This window comes from Actinoallomurus oryzae (assembly GCF_039541955.1).
Lineage (GTDB): Bacteria > Actinomycetota > Actinomycetes > Streptosporangiales > Streptosporangiaceae > Actinoallomurus > Actinoallomurus oryzae.
In genome coordinates, this window is record NZ_BAABHF010000022.1 from 216,135 (window position 1) to 235,250 (window position 19,116).

Genomic DNA, 19,116 nt, shown 5'->3' on the forward strand with positions numbered 1-19,116 from the left:
CGAGGCGGGGACGGCAGAGGCGTGTCCGCGACCAGGGCACGGGCGAGCCTTTCGCCGGCCACCGAGCCGGACCGGGCGATCTCGGCGGCGATGAGCAGCCGCCACTCGCGCGGCGCCCGCGCGCGGGCCGGCCCGCTCGCCGGATTCGCGATCGCCGTCCGGACGATGTGGTCGGTCTCCTCGAAGAGCCCCCCGAGCCGGCCCTCGGACAGCAGGTTCAGCGTCTGCCGGGCCCGGTCGGGGTCGTGCCGGGCGGCGTTCGCGAGGCTGCGTACGAGCCGGGTCGCGGCACGCGGCCGGAGCACGCGGGGAATGCCGAGGACGTCGGCGGCGAGCCGGCGGGCCGCCGCGTACCCGGCCCAGGGGATCTCCGCGGCGACCAGCGACATGGTCGCGGTCAGCAGCCGGGCCTGCCCGCGCAGGGCGGTCTGCGACGGGAACGCCCCGGCCAGCTCCTTGACGATCAGCCGGGCCTCGCCCAGGAGCTGCGCGTACCGCTGCTCGGAGTCGTTCCGGATCGTGGTCAGCGTGGAGCGCGCGACCTCGATCCGGTTGTGGTCCGCGAAGACGCGCAGATCCGGCTGGAACGGAACCGTCAGCGTGTCCATGCGCGGAGCCATCCGGTGCGCGAGCGCCTCACCGGCGGCCCGGCCGGATTCGGCGATCTCGGCCGCCACCAGCGTCCTGAGCCGGGCCTCTGGCGTGACGTACTCCTCGTCCTCCCGCGGCGGCCGGGGCAGCCCGGTCAGGTCGCCGACGATCGCGTCGGCCTCGGCCAGTACCTGGGCGCGGCGGTGCTCCGGCAGCCCGTCCAGCCGCGTCCGGGCCCGGTCGACGGCCGCCCCCGGCCCGAGCCGCAGCACCGGCGGAGCCGGAGCCGGACCGCGCACCGCGGGGTCCCTCGCCAGCCGCCGCGCGAACGACTCACCCGCCGCGCGCCCGGCCACCGCCAGCTCGGCCGCCACCAGCACCCGCGCCCGCCCCAGCGGCGAACCCAGCATCCCGCCCGGCTCCTGCGAAGGCACCCGCCCGACCAGGTCCCCCAGCAGCCCGTCCGCCTGCGCCAGCGCCTCGGTACGGCGGTCCTCCGGCAGCCGGTCCAGCCGCGCTCGGGCCTGGCCGACCACGTCCTCCCAGCGGAGCCGCAGCACCGGCAGCGACCGCCCGCCGGCCGGGTCGCGTACGGCCGGATCCCGCGCCAGCCACTCCGCCGCCCGGTACCCGGCCGCCCGGCCGGAGCGCGCGATCTCGGCCGCCACCAGCACCCGCGCCCGGCCCAGCGGCGTGCCCATCAGCCCGCCCGGCTCCTCCACGGGCGCCCGCCCGACGATGTGGCGCAGGAGGATGTTCGCGTCCCGCATCGCCTGAGTGCGGCGCTCCTCCGGCAACGCGTCCAGCTCGGTACGGGCCTGACGCAGCGCGTCCACCGGCCGCGGCCGCGCGCGGGGCACGGGAGTGCGCGGCTCGGTCTCGGGCGGCGCGGGACCGTCCTCCTCCGCCCCACGCGGCCCGGTGACGGCCGCCTCGCCCTCCGGCCGTGAAATCGGCTCGGTGACCGGTGCCCTGCCCTCCGGCGAGGTGAGCGTCCGCTCGACGGCGGGCGTCCGCTCGACGGCGGGCGTCCGGTCGCCGGGCTCGGTGGCCGGTTCGGCGAGCCGCGACTCGGGGAGCGTGTCGGTGGGCGGGTCCGTACGGGTCTCGGCGTTGGTGGTCTCGGAGCCGTCGGTGTGCCGTACGGGCTGTTCGAGCAGTGTCGTGCTGCCGCCGCCGGAGCGGTTCTGGAGCGTCCCGCCGGACGGGCGGGTGCCTCCGCCCGTCCCCGGCGTCGCCTCGGTGACGTCGCGCAGGAACGTGATCTTGGGCGGCGTCTGCGCCCGGACCCGCGTGAACGTCGGGCCGCCCAGCGCGGCACGCTTCTCCCTGGCGGTGGCGCGGTCCTCGTTGCTCAGCCCGGGGATGCCCCGGCCCTGCCCGTCACCGGCGCCGAGCGCCTCCCCGCGCCCGTCGAACGGATGGGTGACCTTCGCCGGGCGCACGGGGGTCGGCGGATCGTGGATGGTCATGGGGTCGCCGCCCGTGCCCATCCCCGGACGTACGCTCCGCGACTCCCCCTCCGGGAGATCGTGGATGGTCATCGGCTCGCCACCCGAGCCCATGCCCGGGCGTACGGTCCGCGACTCCCCCTCCGGGAGATCGTGGATGGTCATCGGCTCGCCGCCGGTGCCCCGGCCCGGGCGCCGCGCCGGGCCCTCGGACTCCCCCTCGGGCAGGTCGTGGATGGTCATGGGGACGCCGCCGAAGCCCTTGCCGGTGCGCCGTGCCAGGCCCGGCGGCACGCGGGACCCGTCGGCGCCGTTCGCGCCGTTCCCCAGGGCCTTCGAGCCGCTGTGCGACCAGCTCCACGCGATGCGCGCGGCCGTGGCGTCGGCCGGGTCCGTCAGCGGGATGTGGACCGCCGGTGCGCCCGCCGGCCGAAGCCCGGTCTCCAGGGGCTGGGGCTGTCCGCGCAGCAGGACGGCGGCGATCTGGTGGAGGGAGTAGCCACCGTTGAAGAGCGCGGAGAGGTCGTCGCCGACCACCGGGTGGAAGCCGTTCCGCAGGAGCAGTTCCGGCAGCAGCACGTAGACGTTGAGCCGCTTGTTTCCGTCGGCGTACGGGTGCAGGACATGCAATGCGCGGATCGTCCGGCCGATCGCGATCAACCGATCGAGATCCGTGGTCGCCGTGGAGATCTCCGTACGGAACCTGGCGAAGATCTCATCGACCAACGCCGGGGTTTCCGCGGCATCGTAGAGGGTGTAGATGTAGGTCTTACCGATGATGTGGCGCTGGTAGACGGTCAGGGCGCCGGCGTCCTGACCCGCCTCGATCCTCATGTGCACCTCGTCGTACGACGCGATGAGACGTCGTCCGCCGATGACCTCACCGAGGATGTCCGGCGCGGGCCCGACGGCCCTCAGGGGGAAGCGCCCCATGTCGCTGCCGACGCCGTTGCGCTCGAAGTCCCCCTCCACGCCCCTGGTGACCTGGGTGTGAAGGTGGCTGTAGGTGTTCCAGTCGAGGTGCAGCGGGTCCTCGCGGCCGAAGACCTCGTTGAACGCGTGAAGCAGCGCCGCCCGGTAGCCGGGCGACTGGTCGTTGTCGTAGTAGGAGCCGGGATCCGACGGGTGCTCGGCGAGCGCCTCGGCGTGATGCTGTGCCTCGATGACGTACTTCCACACGTCTTCCATCGGCACGACGTCGAAGAAGCGGAGCGGAGGACGGGGCGGCGTCGGCAAGGCCGCGGACGGATACATCTCCGCCAGTTCGTCGAGGGAGCCGGGCCGAGGCGGGCTCGGAGGAGATCCGATGGTCTGAGTGGGCGGCGTGCCGATCTCGTCGCCGCCCCTGCCGGCCTCGTCATCCGCGAACTCAATGGTGATCTCCGGCACCGGCTGCTGCGCGCGAGCGGGGAACGCGGACTCCGAGGCGTCGGTCGCCTCGTCCCCGCGCGGCGCGAGCGGGGCCGGGTGCGACGGGATCTCGTCTCGCCGCCCCAGCACCTGGTACACCGGCGTGGCCGCCACGGCCTCCGCACCGCGCTGTTCGACGACACCGGTCGCGGCGCTTCGCGGCACGGCCGCGCTCTTCGGGTGGTCGAGCAGGTTCGCGGTCGCGTCGACCACCGACTCGATGATCCGCAGATACCGCTGCGGCATCGGATCGGACGGATCGAAGGGGCCGCCCGCCATGATTCCGTCAGTCTTGATCGCCGATAGCGTTCGCCCGGCGAGCGCCCGCCGGAACAGCGCCAGCGGGTCCACGTTCTCGTCCGGCAGCCCGGCCGAGTGCAGCCGCTCGTGCAGCTGGACGGCGAGGAAGTCCCGCAGGCCGATGTTCCGTGCGTCCGGCCCCTGCACTCGTGGGTCCGGAGAGTCGGCCGCCCGGCCCGGCCACACGCGGACGGCCTCGGCGTGCTGGGGATCGATGACCAGCTTCACCGCCATGAAGAGCTGATCCTTCGACTCCGGGAGCTCGTACCCCTGGTTCACGTGCTGGTCGAGCACCCGGTTCAGCGCCTCCTGCAACGCCACGATGTCGTCGGGGACGACGCCGGGCAGCGGCTTGACCGGCGTCACGAGCACGTGGTTGCGAACCCAGGTCCCGTTCTGCGCCTGGATCCGCTGGACGTTCATCCGGACCAGCGTTTCCCAGCCCGACGCGTTCGGGGACTCGGCCGCCCGCAGGAAACCGATCGACGGGTCGAAACGCTGTGTCTCGACCTTGACCACCGGCGCCGCCGACAGCTGGTCCATCCAGTCCGCGCTCGCCGGCGTGCCGACCTTCCTGCCCGGCACCAGGACCTTGGCCGGCACTCCTCCGGGACCGGGATGGTAAGCGCCCACCGGCCACGCCGGCGGCGCGGACTTGATGGCCAGACCGGAGGGAAGTCTGGCCGCCAGTTCTTCCACCGTGGTCTTCTGCAGGAACCCGGGCCCCAGCTGCTGCCCGCGGGCCCATACCTGGGGGAAGGTCCAGTGATTCAGCACTTCCTGACGCCCCTGGGCATCGCGGGTGCCGAGCGCCAGCGCGACGTGCTTGGCGCCGCCGAAGGTGACGAGATGCCCGGCGGGGATGTCCGGCGTCGTCAGGCCGGTCCAGGAATCGTGCCGATGCTCGGTGACCTCTCCTCCGGAGATCAGGTCCATGAGCACGTCGTTATAGGTGTCGAAGGCCCTCGGTCCCGCGACATTGGGATCGACCTGGGCGTCGAATTCCGCCTTGAACTGGAGTTTCGCCGCGTGAGTCGCCGTTCGGTGTATCTCCACCAGCCAGCGCCGGTCGACCGCTCCGGACCAGAACGCGGTGAACAGGATCGCTTCCCAGCAGTTCATCCAGCTGCGCCACCACGGCGCGGGTCCCTCACCGCGCAGCCAGGAAGCGAAGTCCTGTGGCCTGCCGGACAGCGGCAGAGCGTTGATCCGGAAACCCTGGAGGGGGTTGGGGCCCGACTTCGTCCACCGGTACATGCCGACCGACCCCTGCGCGGCCCGCAGCACCCGGTGAGTCCAGCTCATCACCTTCGCCGGATCGAACGCGTAGACCGCCGACGCCGGAACGCCGGAGGCCGGCCGTAGATCCCGCGGCGCGCGCGGTGCCGCCTGGACCGGGTCCGCACCGCCGTCCGGAGTCTCCTGCGGGCCTCCGCCCACCGGCGCCTTCCCCGCGCCTCTTCGCAGGTCGTCCGTTGTGATCTTGGGGGTGTCGGGGAACAGCTCGTCCAGCCGGGCGCGCGCCGGGGCCGGGAGCGTGACGTTGTGCAGGGAGATCCACCGCACCTGGCCGCGGTACGGGCCGAGCGTCTGGTGGAAGGTGCCCAGCGTCTCGTTCCAGGCGTCCGCCTGCTGCCCCTGGGGCAACCGCTCGATCGTCCGGGCGGCGGCGGGAAGGTAGATCCCGCCCGGCCTGGCCACCATCTCCCGATACAACGAGGTCACCGCGCCGACGACGGCGTCCGCCACCTTCTCGACGCCGAGTTCACCGAGACCGGGCCGGACCGCGGGCGGCGCGGCCGTCCAGCTCCACGCGAAGCCGATGTCGAAGACGCCGTCGGGGATGTAGGTGAGCCGTCGCCGGACGCCGGGCTGGGAGCCGTGGCCGAGCCGTCTGGCGAGGTCGTCGAAGGCGTCCTGGTTCGGACCGGCCCGCAGGACGTTCTCCCGGCCTATCGTCGTCGCGGCGGGCTCGTCACCGAGGAGGTTCTCCTGGTTCAGCGCGTCGTGGAACTCCTGGTCGAAGTCCCTCGGGTCCTCCTCGTAACCGGTGATGGCCAGGTCCGAGAACGCGCGGGCGTACCGCTCCTGGTGCACCTCTTCGTACGCCCGGATGCCGCGGGAGCCGGCGGCCGCCGCCAGGACCATGCTGCCGCTCTTGCCCCGTACCGAAACGATGGCGAGCCCGTCTCTGCTCCCGGCGGCGGCCTTCGCCGCGGCGACCAGGTCTCCGACGAGCCGGTTGTCGCCTCCGTCGGAGTAGACGCCGCCGAAGATGCTCAGGATCCTCACTCTCTGCAGGTCGCTCGTGGCCCCGTAGCCCGCCGGGTTCCCGCGCGCCCACTCGGTACGCATCGCCGCGTCGAGCCGCCCCAGCGTCTCGGCGTTGAACACCTCGTCGAGGTTGATCAGGCGGACGTTGTTCGCGCGCGCCCACCGCAGCATCTGCCGTACGTGGTCGGCCGTCCCCGTCAGGTCGCCGGAGGCGCGGTCGGCCGCCGCGAACTCCTCACGTGGCACGTCGGTGAGGAGAACGATCTCGAAACCGTTCGCGCGCGAGGCGTTGTTCGCGACGTTGGCCATGAACGCCGCCCGGTCGCCGCCGTCGTCGTGCAGCGGCCCACCGGTCCAGATCGAGTACAGGATGTGCGGGACCTTCTGGCTCTTCAGCCCCCGCCCGCTCGCCCGCCCTACGAGCGAACCCGTGCTCACCGGACCCGTCGCGAGCCGATCGGGCCGCAGGGCCTCCCGGTCCGGGACGCCCGGCCGGGCCAGGTCCAGCACGCGGAAGAACGCGGCGCGCAGCTCGGCGCGCAGCCGCGAGAAGTCGTAACCGGCCAGGAAGGCCGGTGCCGGCGGCGCCTGCGTACGGCCGAACGGGTCGTGGACGAGGACACCGGGCACCCCGGACCCGGTCCGCACGAGCATCGACTGAACGTGCTCGTGCAGCCCCGCCACGGGACCGGCCACCTGAGCCGGGCCGCCCACCGGGCCCCGGGGCGCGGTCAGCGCGGAGTGCGGCGAGGCGTCGTCCGGCGGGCCCAGGACCTCAGTGGCCGGCGAGTCCTCCGCGGCGGCACCGGTGTAGCGCACGAAGCCGGTCCCGGCGGGCCAGCCGACGTCGTGTCCGGCGCCGGCGTTCCCCGGCGGCAGCCGGAACCACGCGGTTCCCGGCAGGACGGCCATCTCGCCGTCGTCGTGCACGGCGCCACCGGCCGGGCCGAAGATCTCGACACCGGACAGGCCCGCCAGGTGGCCCGACGGCATCTCGACGTCCTCGCCGGACTCTTCGGCACTGGCCGGGACGTAGACGGGATCCTCCAGCGCGGCGGCCAGCTCCGCACTCCACACGACCAGCGCGGCGGGAGTGTCCTCGAACGGATGGGCGATCACCAAGGGCGTTCCCGGCTCCCAGCCGAGGCGACGCAGCATCGCGATGAACTGCGCGGCCACGAGCCGCCGGCTCCCTCCGAAACCGAAGGCGTGCGGTACGAAGGGCCGGCGGTTGAACGCGACCATCGCGACGAAGGCATCGCCGCCGGGGACCATGGCGCGCAGCCGGTCCGCCAGCGCCGCCTCCCCACGGTCGGCCGCGCCGTCGGCGGAGCGGAACACGGCCAGACCCGGCGACCGCGTCACGAAGACACTGCCCAGGGGCACCAGCTCCTCCAGGCCGGGGACCGAGGCCGGATCGACGAGACCGGCGTCGTCGGCCTGCCGGGCACCGCGGCCGCCGAACCACGAGGTCACCGCGTACCGCGCCATGGCCTGTTCGCGGTCCTCGGGCCGCCAGAAGATCGTGTCCAGCATGCCGCGCAGGCGTCCGGTCACCTCGGGCGCGTCCGGCTCGAAGACCGTCACCTCCCCGGGCCCGCTCGCCGCGTGGCGCACCCGCTGCACCACGCCCGCGTGCGCGCCGACCTCCTCATGGGCGGGCGGCCGCCAGTTCGGGTCCTCGGCCAGCCGCAGCGCCGCGTGCACGAGGCCCAGGGCGACCTTCACGTTCTGCTGGATCTCCCCTTCGTCCAGGCTTCCGTCCATGTGCCGGAGCTCCGGGTGATCCGTGCCCTTGCCCTGAACACGCTCGAAGCTCAGCGCGTCATCGCGCACCCCGCTGGCGGTGGCCCAGACCGCGACGTACCCGGCGTGCTCCGCGGGAAGCGGCCGGGCCCACCTCAGACCCATGTGGGCATCGGCGCGCGGGTTCATCCCCAGCCGGAACAACTCGTCCTGGTAGCCGGTGAACAGCGCCCGCAACGCCTCGTACGCCCTGACGTCGGTGCCGAACTGACGGGTGCTCACGTGCACGTGCCCGGCCGTCCGCTTCGTGATGTGACCGCCGTGCGAACGGACGATGCCCACAGCCGTCCGCAGGTCCTCCCACGTCTGCGGGGTGTCACGCAGGATGGGAGAGATCAGCTCGGCGTCCACGGTGGGGTCCTTCTCCAGGCGCCACCCGTCCCGGGCTTCGGTGTAACCCAGATCGACCGCCTGGTGGTACCCACCGATCTCGGTCTGGCTGGTCAGCCCCGCCGCTCTCAGGTCCTCGACGAGCGCCACGGTCACGGCTTCCCGCCACGAACTCGCACGGCCCTCGGCGATGATCGCCTCGTACCTGGCTCGCTGCGCCTCCACCGGGCCGGCGGGAAGGTCGAACTCGATCTCGACACCGAACGCCAGGCCCCCACGGGCCGGGTCGGCGAGCCCCCCGGTCGCGTCCTGGAGCATGTACGGCACCGGCGACTCGCCCCGCGCCACCCGTTCGGCGGTCTCCCGCACCACCCGCTCGAGCACCTCGGGCGTCGTCTCCGGCGCGTTCCCCATCGCCGACCACCAGGCCCGCGCGTGCGCGCGCACCACCGAAGCCGGAATCTCCACCGACGGGACACCGCCGGTAGCGCGAACCGACGTCCCGTCACCCAGCCGGTCCCGGATCGCCTGGTAGAGCACCGCGTCGGCCTCCACAAGGGCGTCCGGCGGGGTCTCGTACGAGGCCCGGGGCATGCCGTGCGACGCCGAGAGCGAGAGCGGCGAGGGCGGTGCCGGCCCGGCCGGCCCGGTCGCCTCGCCGGCCGGCCGCCCGTCGGGGTCGGAGACCGGGGACGAGTCCGGCGACTGACCGCCCTTCATCGCCAGGTGTGGCGGCACCAGGTCGGCGAGCAGGTCCGGGTCGCTGGTCAGGCCACGCGGGTCGAAGGTCGTGTGGCCGAAGTCGTAAAGGTCGGCCGCCTCGCCGTCCAGGATCTCCTCGGGCACCGGGTGCGCGGGGTCGTCACCGAACCCGGCGTACCGCCACGTGACGAAGGCCTCGTACAGCGGGCTGCCCGTGGCGAGCACCGCCCGCAGGAACAGCGCGCGGTCCTCCGGCCCGAACCCCAGGTAGCGGTAGACCCGGAAGACGAACTCCAGCTGGTCGGACATCCGACGGCCGGGCCGGTAGCCACGGTCGATCATCTCGTCGATCCAGCGCCCCTCGCGGAGGGGGAACGGGCGCTTGGTCAGGTTCCAGCCGAGCCGTTCGCGGTTGGTCGAGACGGCCGAGCGGAACGCGGACATGAGCTCGCCGAGCCGCCAGCCGGCGTCGTCGTCGAGCCGCTGTTCGAACTCGGCGTCGGTGAGCTTTCCGGTCGGGTCCAGGTAGCTCTTGATGGCCGACTTGCCCGGCGCGGCGACCGTGAGCCTGCGGTCCAGCTCGCGAAGGGCACGGCGGACGGGTCCGATGAGACGGGGATCGCCGGCGAGTGCGGTGGCGAAGGCACGCTCGTAGCGGCGGATCGCCAGGTCCCATTGCTTGCCGGCGTAGAGCGAGGCGAACCGGACCCGCCCGCCGTCGGCGAGCAGGCGCTCGGACGAGCGCAGCGCCTCGTAGGCGTCGTTCTCCGTCTGGGTGTGCCGGAACGGACTGCCGTCGAGAAGACCCTCGTCCGCCGCTCCGAAGTACTCCTCCATGAACTGCACGATCTTCGGGTCGTGCGCGCGCAGCTCTTCGGCGGTGTGGAGCCGCTCCAGCTTGGTGATCACGTCGACGCCGGGGTTCACCTCGAAGAAGACCGCGACCGCCTGCGCGAAGTACTCGAAGACGTTGCGGGACGAGTAGTTCTGGCGGTCCGGCCGTGCCGGGTCCATCAGATCTCCGTCGGGCCATTTGCCCGTCCCCTGTTTCCGCTCGGCGAAGATGGCCTCGATCCGGTCGAAATCGCGCTCGTTCAGGCCGTGCGTGTGGAAGAGGTGCGCGAACTCGTGCACCACGACGCTGAAGCCGTTCTGCGGGTGGTCGCCTACGAGAGACCGCTCACCGGTGAGGTCCTCCTCGGGCGTGACGGCGATCGTGCCGTCCTTCAGGCCGCGGTGCGTCTCGGCCAGCACGCCATGGATCAGGTGACCGGCCTCCACCGTCCAGGGCCCCACGCTGGTCAGGCTCACGCCCCTCGGGAGGATGAGCATCCGCGCGCCGCGGTCGAGCATCCGCCAGGCCGCGTCCGGCGCGAACTTCAGCATCCGGGTCATGACCTTCACGGCCAGCTCCCGGCTCGTCGCCGGCTGCTCCACCTCGGGCGGCACCTGGAGCATCAGCCGGGCCGCCACCTCCGCGAACTCGGCGTCCCTGTCCCTCAGCCGCTCGCTCATCCGGGTCACGAACTCGCGGCTGGAGGCCAGCGTCTCCCGTTGCGGCTGCGACAGGGTGTTCAGCGCGTTCCGCCGCTCCTCCGGCGTGAGATCCGCGAGCCGGTCCGCCTCGTCCTTGAAGGACGCCGGCCAGTCCGGCACCGTCGGGAACCGGAAGGTCGGATTCTCGTGCGTCGACCCGGGCGGGCCGCTGTGAATCTGCGGGGTCGGCGGCGCCGGGGCGTTCGCCGGCGGCGCGAACAGGGCGCCGTGGCCGCCCGCTGAAACCTCGCCGAGGGGATTCGCCGGCACGCTGATCTGAGGGTCCGGTCCGTAGATCCATTCCAGCAGCTGAATCAGGTACGGCTCCCCGCCACGGACCGAGTCGGCACCGTTGTTCCGCATGCTTCCCGTATAGAGATCGTGTCCGGCGTTCACCCCGAAATAGGCGTTGGTGAGCTGAGTAAAGAACTCCGCCGCATTCATACTTGAATAATTCATGCCCGGAGATTCCGGGTGATAGTTCCCGTCCGGCCACCATACGGCGTGACCTTGCCTGGCCCACTCCCACTTATTGTTGAACACAGCCTGGACATAGTTCTGATTTTCTTGGCCAAGACCGTGATCAAGAATCAGATGAGCGACCTCATGCACCGCCGAGGAATAACCGGCCGGGTTGTATTCAGGCCCTGCCGCGGAGCCGACTCCGACGACGATCGGGGCACCGGTGAGGTTCTCTTCCGGGATGACGGCGACTCCCCGCTGGGTGACCGACCGCACGTGGTCCCAAAGCCGCGGATAGCCCTCCCTCACCGGCCGGCCGGCATACTGGCTGAACATCCCGACGGACGTGAGCTGCGTGTTTCTCGGCAGGATCAGCACCCGCGCGCCCGAGATCAGCAGCCTCTCCGCGACGGCCGGATTTCTGAGCATCGCGGTGACGATCGCGTGGAGTCGGTGCAGCGCCAGGCCCGGCTGTTCCAGACCCGGTTCCCACCTGATCATCAGGGGTGCCGCCACGGCCGCGAACTCGGCGTCCCTGCCCTGTAGCCGCTCGCTCATCCGGGTCACGAACTCGGGGGCGGAGGCCAGCGTCTCCCGCTGGGGCTGCGACAGGGCCGTCAGCGCGTTCCACCGCTCCTCCGGCGCGAGATCCGCGAGCCGGTCCGCCTCGTCCCGGAAGGACGCCGGCCAGCCCGGCACCGTCGGGAACGGGGAGTGCGGGGTGGGAGCGTGCTGGACGGACTGACCGGCGTGCGGAGCGGCCATCCGTACGCTCGACGGTGCGCCCAGCGTGAGCGGAGCGTCGTGGACGTACGGGCTCGGCTCCAGGCCTCGCTCCTCGGTGAGTGTTTCGCCGTCGGCGAGTGTTCCGGTTTCGGTGAGCACGTCGGTCGCGACGAGCGTCTCCGTCTCGGTGAGGGCGTCGGTCTCGGTGAGCGCGTCGGTCTCGGTGGCCGGGCGGGTCTCGGCGGCGGCCTCGTCGTGGCCCGCGCCGAACGCGTCGGTGGTGGTCTTCTCCTGCTCCGCCCAGGACGACGAGACGTCCTCGGGGGCCATCAGCACGCGCCACTCGTCGAACCAGTCGTCGCGGAACAGGTCCTTCGTCCGGTCCAGCCACACCTCGTCGTCCAGGCGGTGGCCCTGGCTGAGCGCGTGGAACGACCGGCCCCCGCCCTTCAGGACGGCGGAGGCCGCCGCCTCGAACGCGAGGTGGGCGGGCAGGTCGGCGGTGAGGCGCCGCACGCGCTCGTCCCACACCCTCGTACGGCCGTCCAGGTCCTCCGTCTTCCGCGCGCCGAGGCCGAAGACGCCGTCGTAGGCGTCGAGCATGCGCTCCACCAGGCCGGACCGGGCCCGTGCGAGCTCGTCCTCGGACAGCGTCCGGTGCTCGCGCTGCCAGCGCGCGGACTCCTCCGCGAAGATCTGCCCTGCCTTGCCGGCCACGCTCTGGCGGGCCGTCTCCACGGCGAGCCAGACGTTCAGCCGGTCGGTCCCGGCGGCGTCGTCGTACCACGCGCGCCACTCTTCGAACCGGGCCCGCAGGCTCTTGTCCTGCTCGCCGGTGAACAGCGCGCCGAAACGGTCGTTGACCGAACGGCCGAGGGCGGTCTGCATCGACGACAGAATCCCCTTGGCCGGCGTGACGCCGTGCTGGAGGCCGAACCGGTCGCGGAACTCCTCGCCCAGCCCCGGATCGTTCTCCCACGCGGCGTTCCGGGTCGCCAGGTCCTGGAAGGAGCGCTGGATCGCGGCCTCGCGCGCGGTCTGCGTCGCGAGGCGGGACGGCAGGGACCCGACCGTCTTGTCGAACGTCTCCCGCCACCGCGCCACGGCCTCCTCGGTGACCGGCTCGCCGGCCGGGAAGTGCCGGTCGTAACGGGTCCGAAGCTCCTCTTGGCCGTCGTGCAGCACCTGCCGGCGGCCCGGCTCGGAGGGCGTGGCGTCCCGTGCCGCGAACCCGTCCAGGAGGGCGCGGTCGGGGTCGGACAGGTGATCCTTGAACGACGCGGCCTGCGCCTCGAACAGCTCGGCGAAGCGTCCCTGCTCCGACGCCAGGCCGGCCCGCCGGTCGAAGGCGTCCCACAGGCCGTCGGTCAGCTCGCGCAGCCGGGTGGCGACCTCGCGACGGCGCGCCGCCAGGTTCTCGTGGATGTCAGAGGTCTGCTGGAAGACGTCCCGTACGGCGTCCTCCCACCGCCGGTCGAACTCCATTCCCTCCTGCTCGTGCACGATCTCGGCGACCGGCTCGGTCAGCTCGAACGGCAGGCCGCCCTCGTTCGCGCCGAGCCGGCGCCTCCAGAGCGCGAACCTCCGGTCGAAGGCCTGCCGGCCGTGGCCGATCGCGACCTGCCGGGCGGCCTCCAGGTCCAGCTCGCCAGGGAGCGCGTCGATGACCTCCTGCCGGTCCCGGTCGCCCGCGAGCAGCCGGCGTTCGAACTCCTCCCCCAGGCGTTCCTTGATCTGGTCGAACCGGGGGTGGTCCCGCGCCTGCGGGTTGTCGCGCACCCAGGACCGTACGGCCTCCTCGAACGCCGTCCGCTCCTCGGGCGACACGGTGATCTGCGAGAGTCCGGCCAGCTCCTCGTCGTGCTCGGCGAACACCTGCTCGTACCGGTCGAGCACCCGGGTCTCCGCCGACCGCAACGCGTGTGCGCGCCAGTCGCCGGGCGCGGTCTCCGGCGGCGCGAAGACGAACTCACGGCCCTTCCGCTCGGCCTCGCCGAGGGCGGTGTCGGTGAGCTGCTCCTCGACGTACGCGCGGCGGATCTGCTCGATCCGCCGGCTCGCCCACGCGACCGTCTGGTGGGAGCGCATCGTCGCCTGCCCGGCCCCACGCGTGGCTGACAGGCCGGCGAACTCCTGCCGGGCGAGCTGCCGGCTGTCCGCGACTTCGCGCAGAGCGGCGAGCCTGCGGGTGTAATCCGACTCCAGCCGGGCGCGCAGCTTCGCGTCGAACGGCCGGTCGCGCACGTGGGCCATCGTCTGCCGGGTGAGCGCGGTCCGCTCGGAGCGGTACCAGGACTGGATCTCCGGCGACCACTCGGGCGCGGGTTCGTTGCGCTCCGCGACCTGTTCCAGGCGGCGGCCCAGCTCGGCGATCGGCCTGGCCTGGGCGGTGAGCCGCTGGGCCTCCTGCCGGACGCTCTCGGTCAGCCGGCCCGCCTCGGCCGGGTCGGTCAGCGCCGAACGCTCGTCGGTGTAGCGCTCCCGGAGGCGGGTCAGCTCCTCCTCGTGCCAGCGGCGGGTCAGGTTGTCCCACTCGTGCGCGGCACGGCCCAGGTCCACCCGTCCCTGCGGGCCGTCGACGGTGAGCGCGGCCTCGAAGGCGCGGTTCGCGGACCTCTGCTGCCGCCACTCGGCCCGCGCCTCGCGGTACTCCTCGCGCAGCTCCTGCACCAGGCCGGCCCGTTCGGCGTCGCCGAGCGGGGACTCGGTCGTCTCGCGGACAAAGCGTTCGCGCAGCTCCAGCGCCCGGGGCGACTCCGCGAAGCCGTCCTTCCCCCACGGCCGCCGCCGACCGCCCGCCACCTCCCGGTCGAACGCCTCACCGGCCCGGGCCGCCGCGTGCGCCTGGTCCAGCCGCCGGGTGAGCTCCTCACCCAGCGCCGTACGGTCCCGGCCACCCGCCCACTCGTCGGCGAACCACTCGCGGAGGGTCTCTTCCTCGGCCAGGGCCGGCCGGGCGTCGCCCGGGCGGGCGGTCAGCCGTCGCTCGAACTCCAGGTACGCCTCGTCGCGGGTGGCGATCTCGGCACGCAGGGCGGCGAGCTCCTCGCGGACCCGGTTCTCCGCCTCGACCATCCGCGCGGAGCGCGGCGCGGGAGCCGCCTTGGCCGGGGTCTCGATCTCCTGGAGCACCGTCTCGGCGTCATCGGCGGGCAGCGGCGGCTTCTCGTCCTCGGGAGCGTCCTCCACGTACGGCCGCCGGTCCTCCGGGTCGCGCGGCGGGCCCTCGGACACGGTCGGCGGGCGTGTGCTCTCCGGGACGGCCGGCGGGGGCTCGATCTCTTCAGTCCCGGCCCGCTGCTCGTACGCCTCGACCGGCTTGCGGGTGATGTCGAGCCGGGCGAAGTCCAGGGTCCACTCGGGGTCGTCCTCCCAGGCCCGATAGGCCGCCTCGCGCTCCACGGCCCGGGCGCGGAGCTCGTCGAAGCCGGCGCGGACCGTGTCGAGGAGCGCGGTGCGCTCCTCGTCGGTCACCGCGCGGTCCCAGCCGTCGGTGACGCGCCGCCGGAGCCGGTTGAGCCCCTCCTGGTACTCCTCCCGCGCCGGCCGGTACGTCAGCGGCGGATGCCCCTCGTCGAACCCGTTCTCCAGCGACTCCAGCGCCGAGGCCCGCAGCCGCGCCACGCGCGGAGCGTCCACCTCGGCCTGGAAGTGTGTCCAGGCGTCCCGCAGGGTGGTGCCGAAGACGTCGCCGTGCTCCCGCTCGTACGCCAGCATCTCGGGCAGGTCACGGCCCACACCGTGTGCCTCGTGGAAGAGCGTCGCCCAGTCTGCCCGGAATTCACCGGCCATCGCCTCGAACGCCTGGTCGTCCATGGCGTACCGCCGACGGGCCCGGCCGGTCAGCCCGCTCGCCTCGCTGGTCATCTCGTGGAACCGGGTCGCGCCGTCGCCCATCGCGCGGTCCAGGCTGGACTCGAACGCCAGCCGGTCGTTCAGGGAGGCGAGGTACGGCTGGAGGTACTCCCGGTCGAACGCGGCCTCGCGCCGAGCCAGCTCCTCGGGCGGCCAGACGCCGTCCTCGGGCCGCCCGACCGCCGCCCGGTGCGCCTCGGTCATCGCGGCGCGGAAGTCCGCGCCGACCCGTTCGATGTGCTCGGCGGTGCCTTCCAGTCCCGTCAGCGATTCACTCACCCGGCGGAGCGCGGCCACGCGGCCGGCGTACTCGTCGAACCGCGCGGGTATCCCCGCGGCCAGCCGGTCGAACGCGGCGGTCAGCGTGGTGGCGTGGTCGTCCCACTCCTGGACGGTCAGCTCCGACGTGTCGCGGTCGCCGAGGAGACGACGGCCCTCCGCGCGCAGGTCGTCGCGCAGCTCGGCGAGCACCGCGTCGAGATCCACCTCGCCGGTCCGCGCCTGCTCGGACTGCTCCCGCCAGGCGATCTCGTACCGCCCCATGTCCTCGCCGGCGCGGGTCAGCAGGGCGTCTTCGGCGGCCTTGGCGCGCAGGCGGGCCGCCCAGCGATCGTTCAGGTCGCGTACCTGGGGCTCCAGCTGCGCGGCGCGGCGTTCGTAGTCGTCCAGGCGAAGCGTACGGGTCTCGGTGCCGTCCGGCAGGGTTCGCGTACGGGCCGCGAACTCCGCGTCGTACTCCGCGCGCAGCGTACGGGCCTCGGGAGAGGCGTGGTCCAGGCCCGCCTGCTCCAGGAGGCCGCCGAAGTACTGGTCCGCGGTCTGTTCGAGGGCCACGCGGGTGCGCTGGCCCTGCGTCAGGTCATGGACCCGCTGGTCGGCCTCGGTGTGGAACCGGTCCCACACCTGCGGGTCGACCCGCCCGCCGCGCAGGCCGAGCCGCTCGGCGATCCGGCGCACCTCCGACTCGACATCGTCGCCGAACCGCGCCCGCAGCCGGGCGGCGGCGACGGGCGAGTGCGACGTGCCGAGGCCGGCCAGGTCGAAGTCGCTCTCGGCTCTGAAGCGGGCCGAGCGTACGGCCGCCTCCAGCTTCAGCTCGTCGGTCAGTCCGTCGGCCAGGTCGTCGAAGCGCTGCTCGAACTCCGACCGGGTCAGCTCGCCGTCCAGGTGCCGTTGGTAGAGCGCCTGCCAGCGGGCGTCGTACCGCTCCCGCACCTGCTCGGTCCACGGCCGCGCCGTGTCGGCGTCGATCCGCGCCTGCTCGCGGATCAGGCGTTCGGCCAGCGTACGGGTGTTCGGGCCGGGGCCCTGCTCCGGCTCGGGCAGGCGTGACTCCAGCGCCTCGGTCAGCCGCGTCGTGAGGGCCGCGTCGTTGTCCTCGGTGAGGGCGCCGGACTCGGTGCGGACCGCCTGGTACGCCGCGGTGACCTCGTCGGCGAGGTGCTCCGGGACCCCGGCCGAGCGCACCAGCGTCGCGAGATCGGGGCGGGGGGCGTTCGGGGGCACGCCGTGCGTGTTGGACACGAGGTACGTGGCGACGGCGGCGTCGAGGTGCTGGTCGGCGTCGCGCTGCCGCCAGTACCGGCGGTCCTCGTTCTCCAGCCGCTCGGTGTAGCGGCGTACCTGGGCGTCCTGGCCGGCCTGGAGCCGCTGCTGGACGGTGTGGTCGCCGGCGTCGAAGACGAAGTTCGGTGTGACGTCCTCGTGCCCGGACACCAGGGTCGCCGGCGGTGTCGGGTCGTGCGGCACCGGCGTCGTGTCGTGCGGCGTCGTGTCATGCGGCGTGTTGTCGTGCCCCGTGTCCTGCGGTGGGCCGTCGTGCGACGTGGTGCTCGGGTCCTGCGACGTCGTGTCGCGGGGGGTCGCCGGAGACTCGTGCTCGGCCGGAGGCGTGTCGTCGCCGGAGCGGTTCGTGTCCGACTCGGTGCGTACGGGCCGCGCGGGCGGCACCGGCCGGTCCTGGAACGTGCCATCGCGACCGGGCACCGAGGCCGGCGCCGACTCCGGCCGGGCCGGCGGCAGCTGAGCCGGCGCCGGCTCGGCGAGCCGGGACGTGACGACCGGGGGCGTGGACGACGTGGTCGGCGGCGGCTCCACGATCGGCACGCCGTTCTCGTCCAGCACCGGGGGCCTCACGATGGGCACGCCGTTCGCGTCCAGCAACGGCGTGGTCTCGGTGAGCGAGGTGTCCTCCGGGAGGTTCTCCCGCGTCACCGGCGGGCCGTTCACGCCGCCCGAAGCCCGGGTGGTGGCGGTGAGCGGATTCGTGGACGGCGTGACCGGCGGGGTTTCCGCAAGCGGTGTGGGGTTCTCCTCCAGCATCGGCGGCGTCTCGCTGGACGGAACCCGCGCGCGCGGGAGGTTCGGCGGGACCGGTGCCCCCTGCTGGATGCCGGGCGGGGTCCGGCTGCCGTTCACGGCCGCCGGGTCCTCCACCTCCGGAGGGACGATCGGCTCGTCGTCGAGCGTCTCCCGCGGCGGCGGTTCCGTGAGGCCCGGCCCGGATCGCAGCGGGCCGCCGCCACCGGGGCCGCCGGGCCTGAGAGTCGGCGGGTCCGAAGGCGGCAGGTCGATCGTCTCCGGCGGCCGGTGCGTGTCGATGTTCCTCGTGCCGGTGCCGCCGGTGGAGTCGTCCGGCGGCCGGCTCGACGGCGGGTCGGCCGGCAGGTCGGAATGGTCCGGCGGCCGGAGGAGGGCGGGGTTGATGTCCAGCTTCGTCATGCGGTACTTCATGCCGCCCAGGGCCGCGCCCCGTACGGCCGCGCCGAAGGCCACACCGCCGATGCCGGCCCCGACGAACATCATCGGCAGGACCTGCCAGTTGCCGTCGATCAGCCCTTGGGTGAAGGTGCCGGCGATCGCGCCGCCGCCGCCCATCTTGATGAAGTCGCCGGTGATGTTCGTCAGCTCGGTGACGAACCGGTTGTCCAGGCTCTTGAGGGCGTTCCCGATCAGGTTGTCGAAGAGACCGCCGATGCCCCGGATGCCGATGTCGGCGAGGGCTCCGCCGAGCGCACCCTCGCCGACCCACTTCCAGTCGACGTGGGGGCCCCGCGGGTCGCCGTCGATGGAGCTCGCGATCAGGCTCGCCGCCATCATCAGCAGCGCGCCGATCGCCGCCTGGATGGCCGTCGGCATGACGAACCGGAGGAGCGACAGCAGCCGGTCCAGGATCATCTCGATGCCCAGACGCGTGGTCTGCTCGGCGATCGCCTCCTCGCCGAGCGTCGAGCCACCGGTGAAGGCGGCCAGCGCCGACATGATCGCCAGCTGAACCATCAACGCGATCAGCATCGCGATGATCTGGACCTGGGCCTCCAGGAGGCTCCGCGACCACTCGCCGACCTGGTCGCCCATCTGCTGGGCGGCCTCTCTGATCTGGTCGATGTGGTTGATGCCGCCGGTCGCGCCGAGGAACGCGCCGAACGTCTGCTTGAACTGCTCGATGACCTCGTCGGGCAGCGCGCCGTCGATGCCGGTGACGACCTCGGCGTAGTGCTCCGCGAGCGAGCCCAGGTCCTGGTCGAGGGTGTCGAACGGCTCTCTGAGCGCGTAGACCTGCTGGGGAACGGCCTCCGGCGGTTCCGTCCCCATCAGGAACAGGAAGAGCTTGCGTTCGTCCTCGTTGAACGTCAGCCCTTCCGGCGCGTCACCCATGACCCCGTGCCCTCAC

General features: G+C 72.9%; 1 protein-coding gene (cut by a window edge). It reads right to left on the reverse strand.

Annotated features, from left to right (window positions below):
- A protein-coding gene (locus ABEA10_RS19615) for a toxin glutamine deamidase domain-containing protein (RefSeq protein WP_345465697.1) crosses the window boundary here: on the reverse strand, positions 1 to 19,100 show its start. Its footprint begins 36,766 nt before the window's first position; 19,100 of the gene's 55,866 nt are visible here — the first part of the coding sequence; it begins with the start codon at positions 19,098 to 19,100; its stop codon lies off the left edge, out of view.
- Positions 19,101 to 19,116 lie beyond the last annotated feature (16 nt).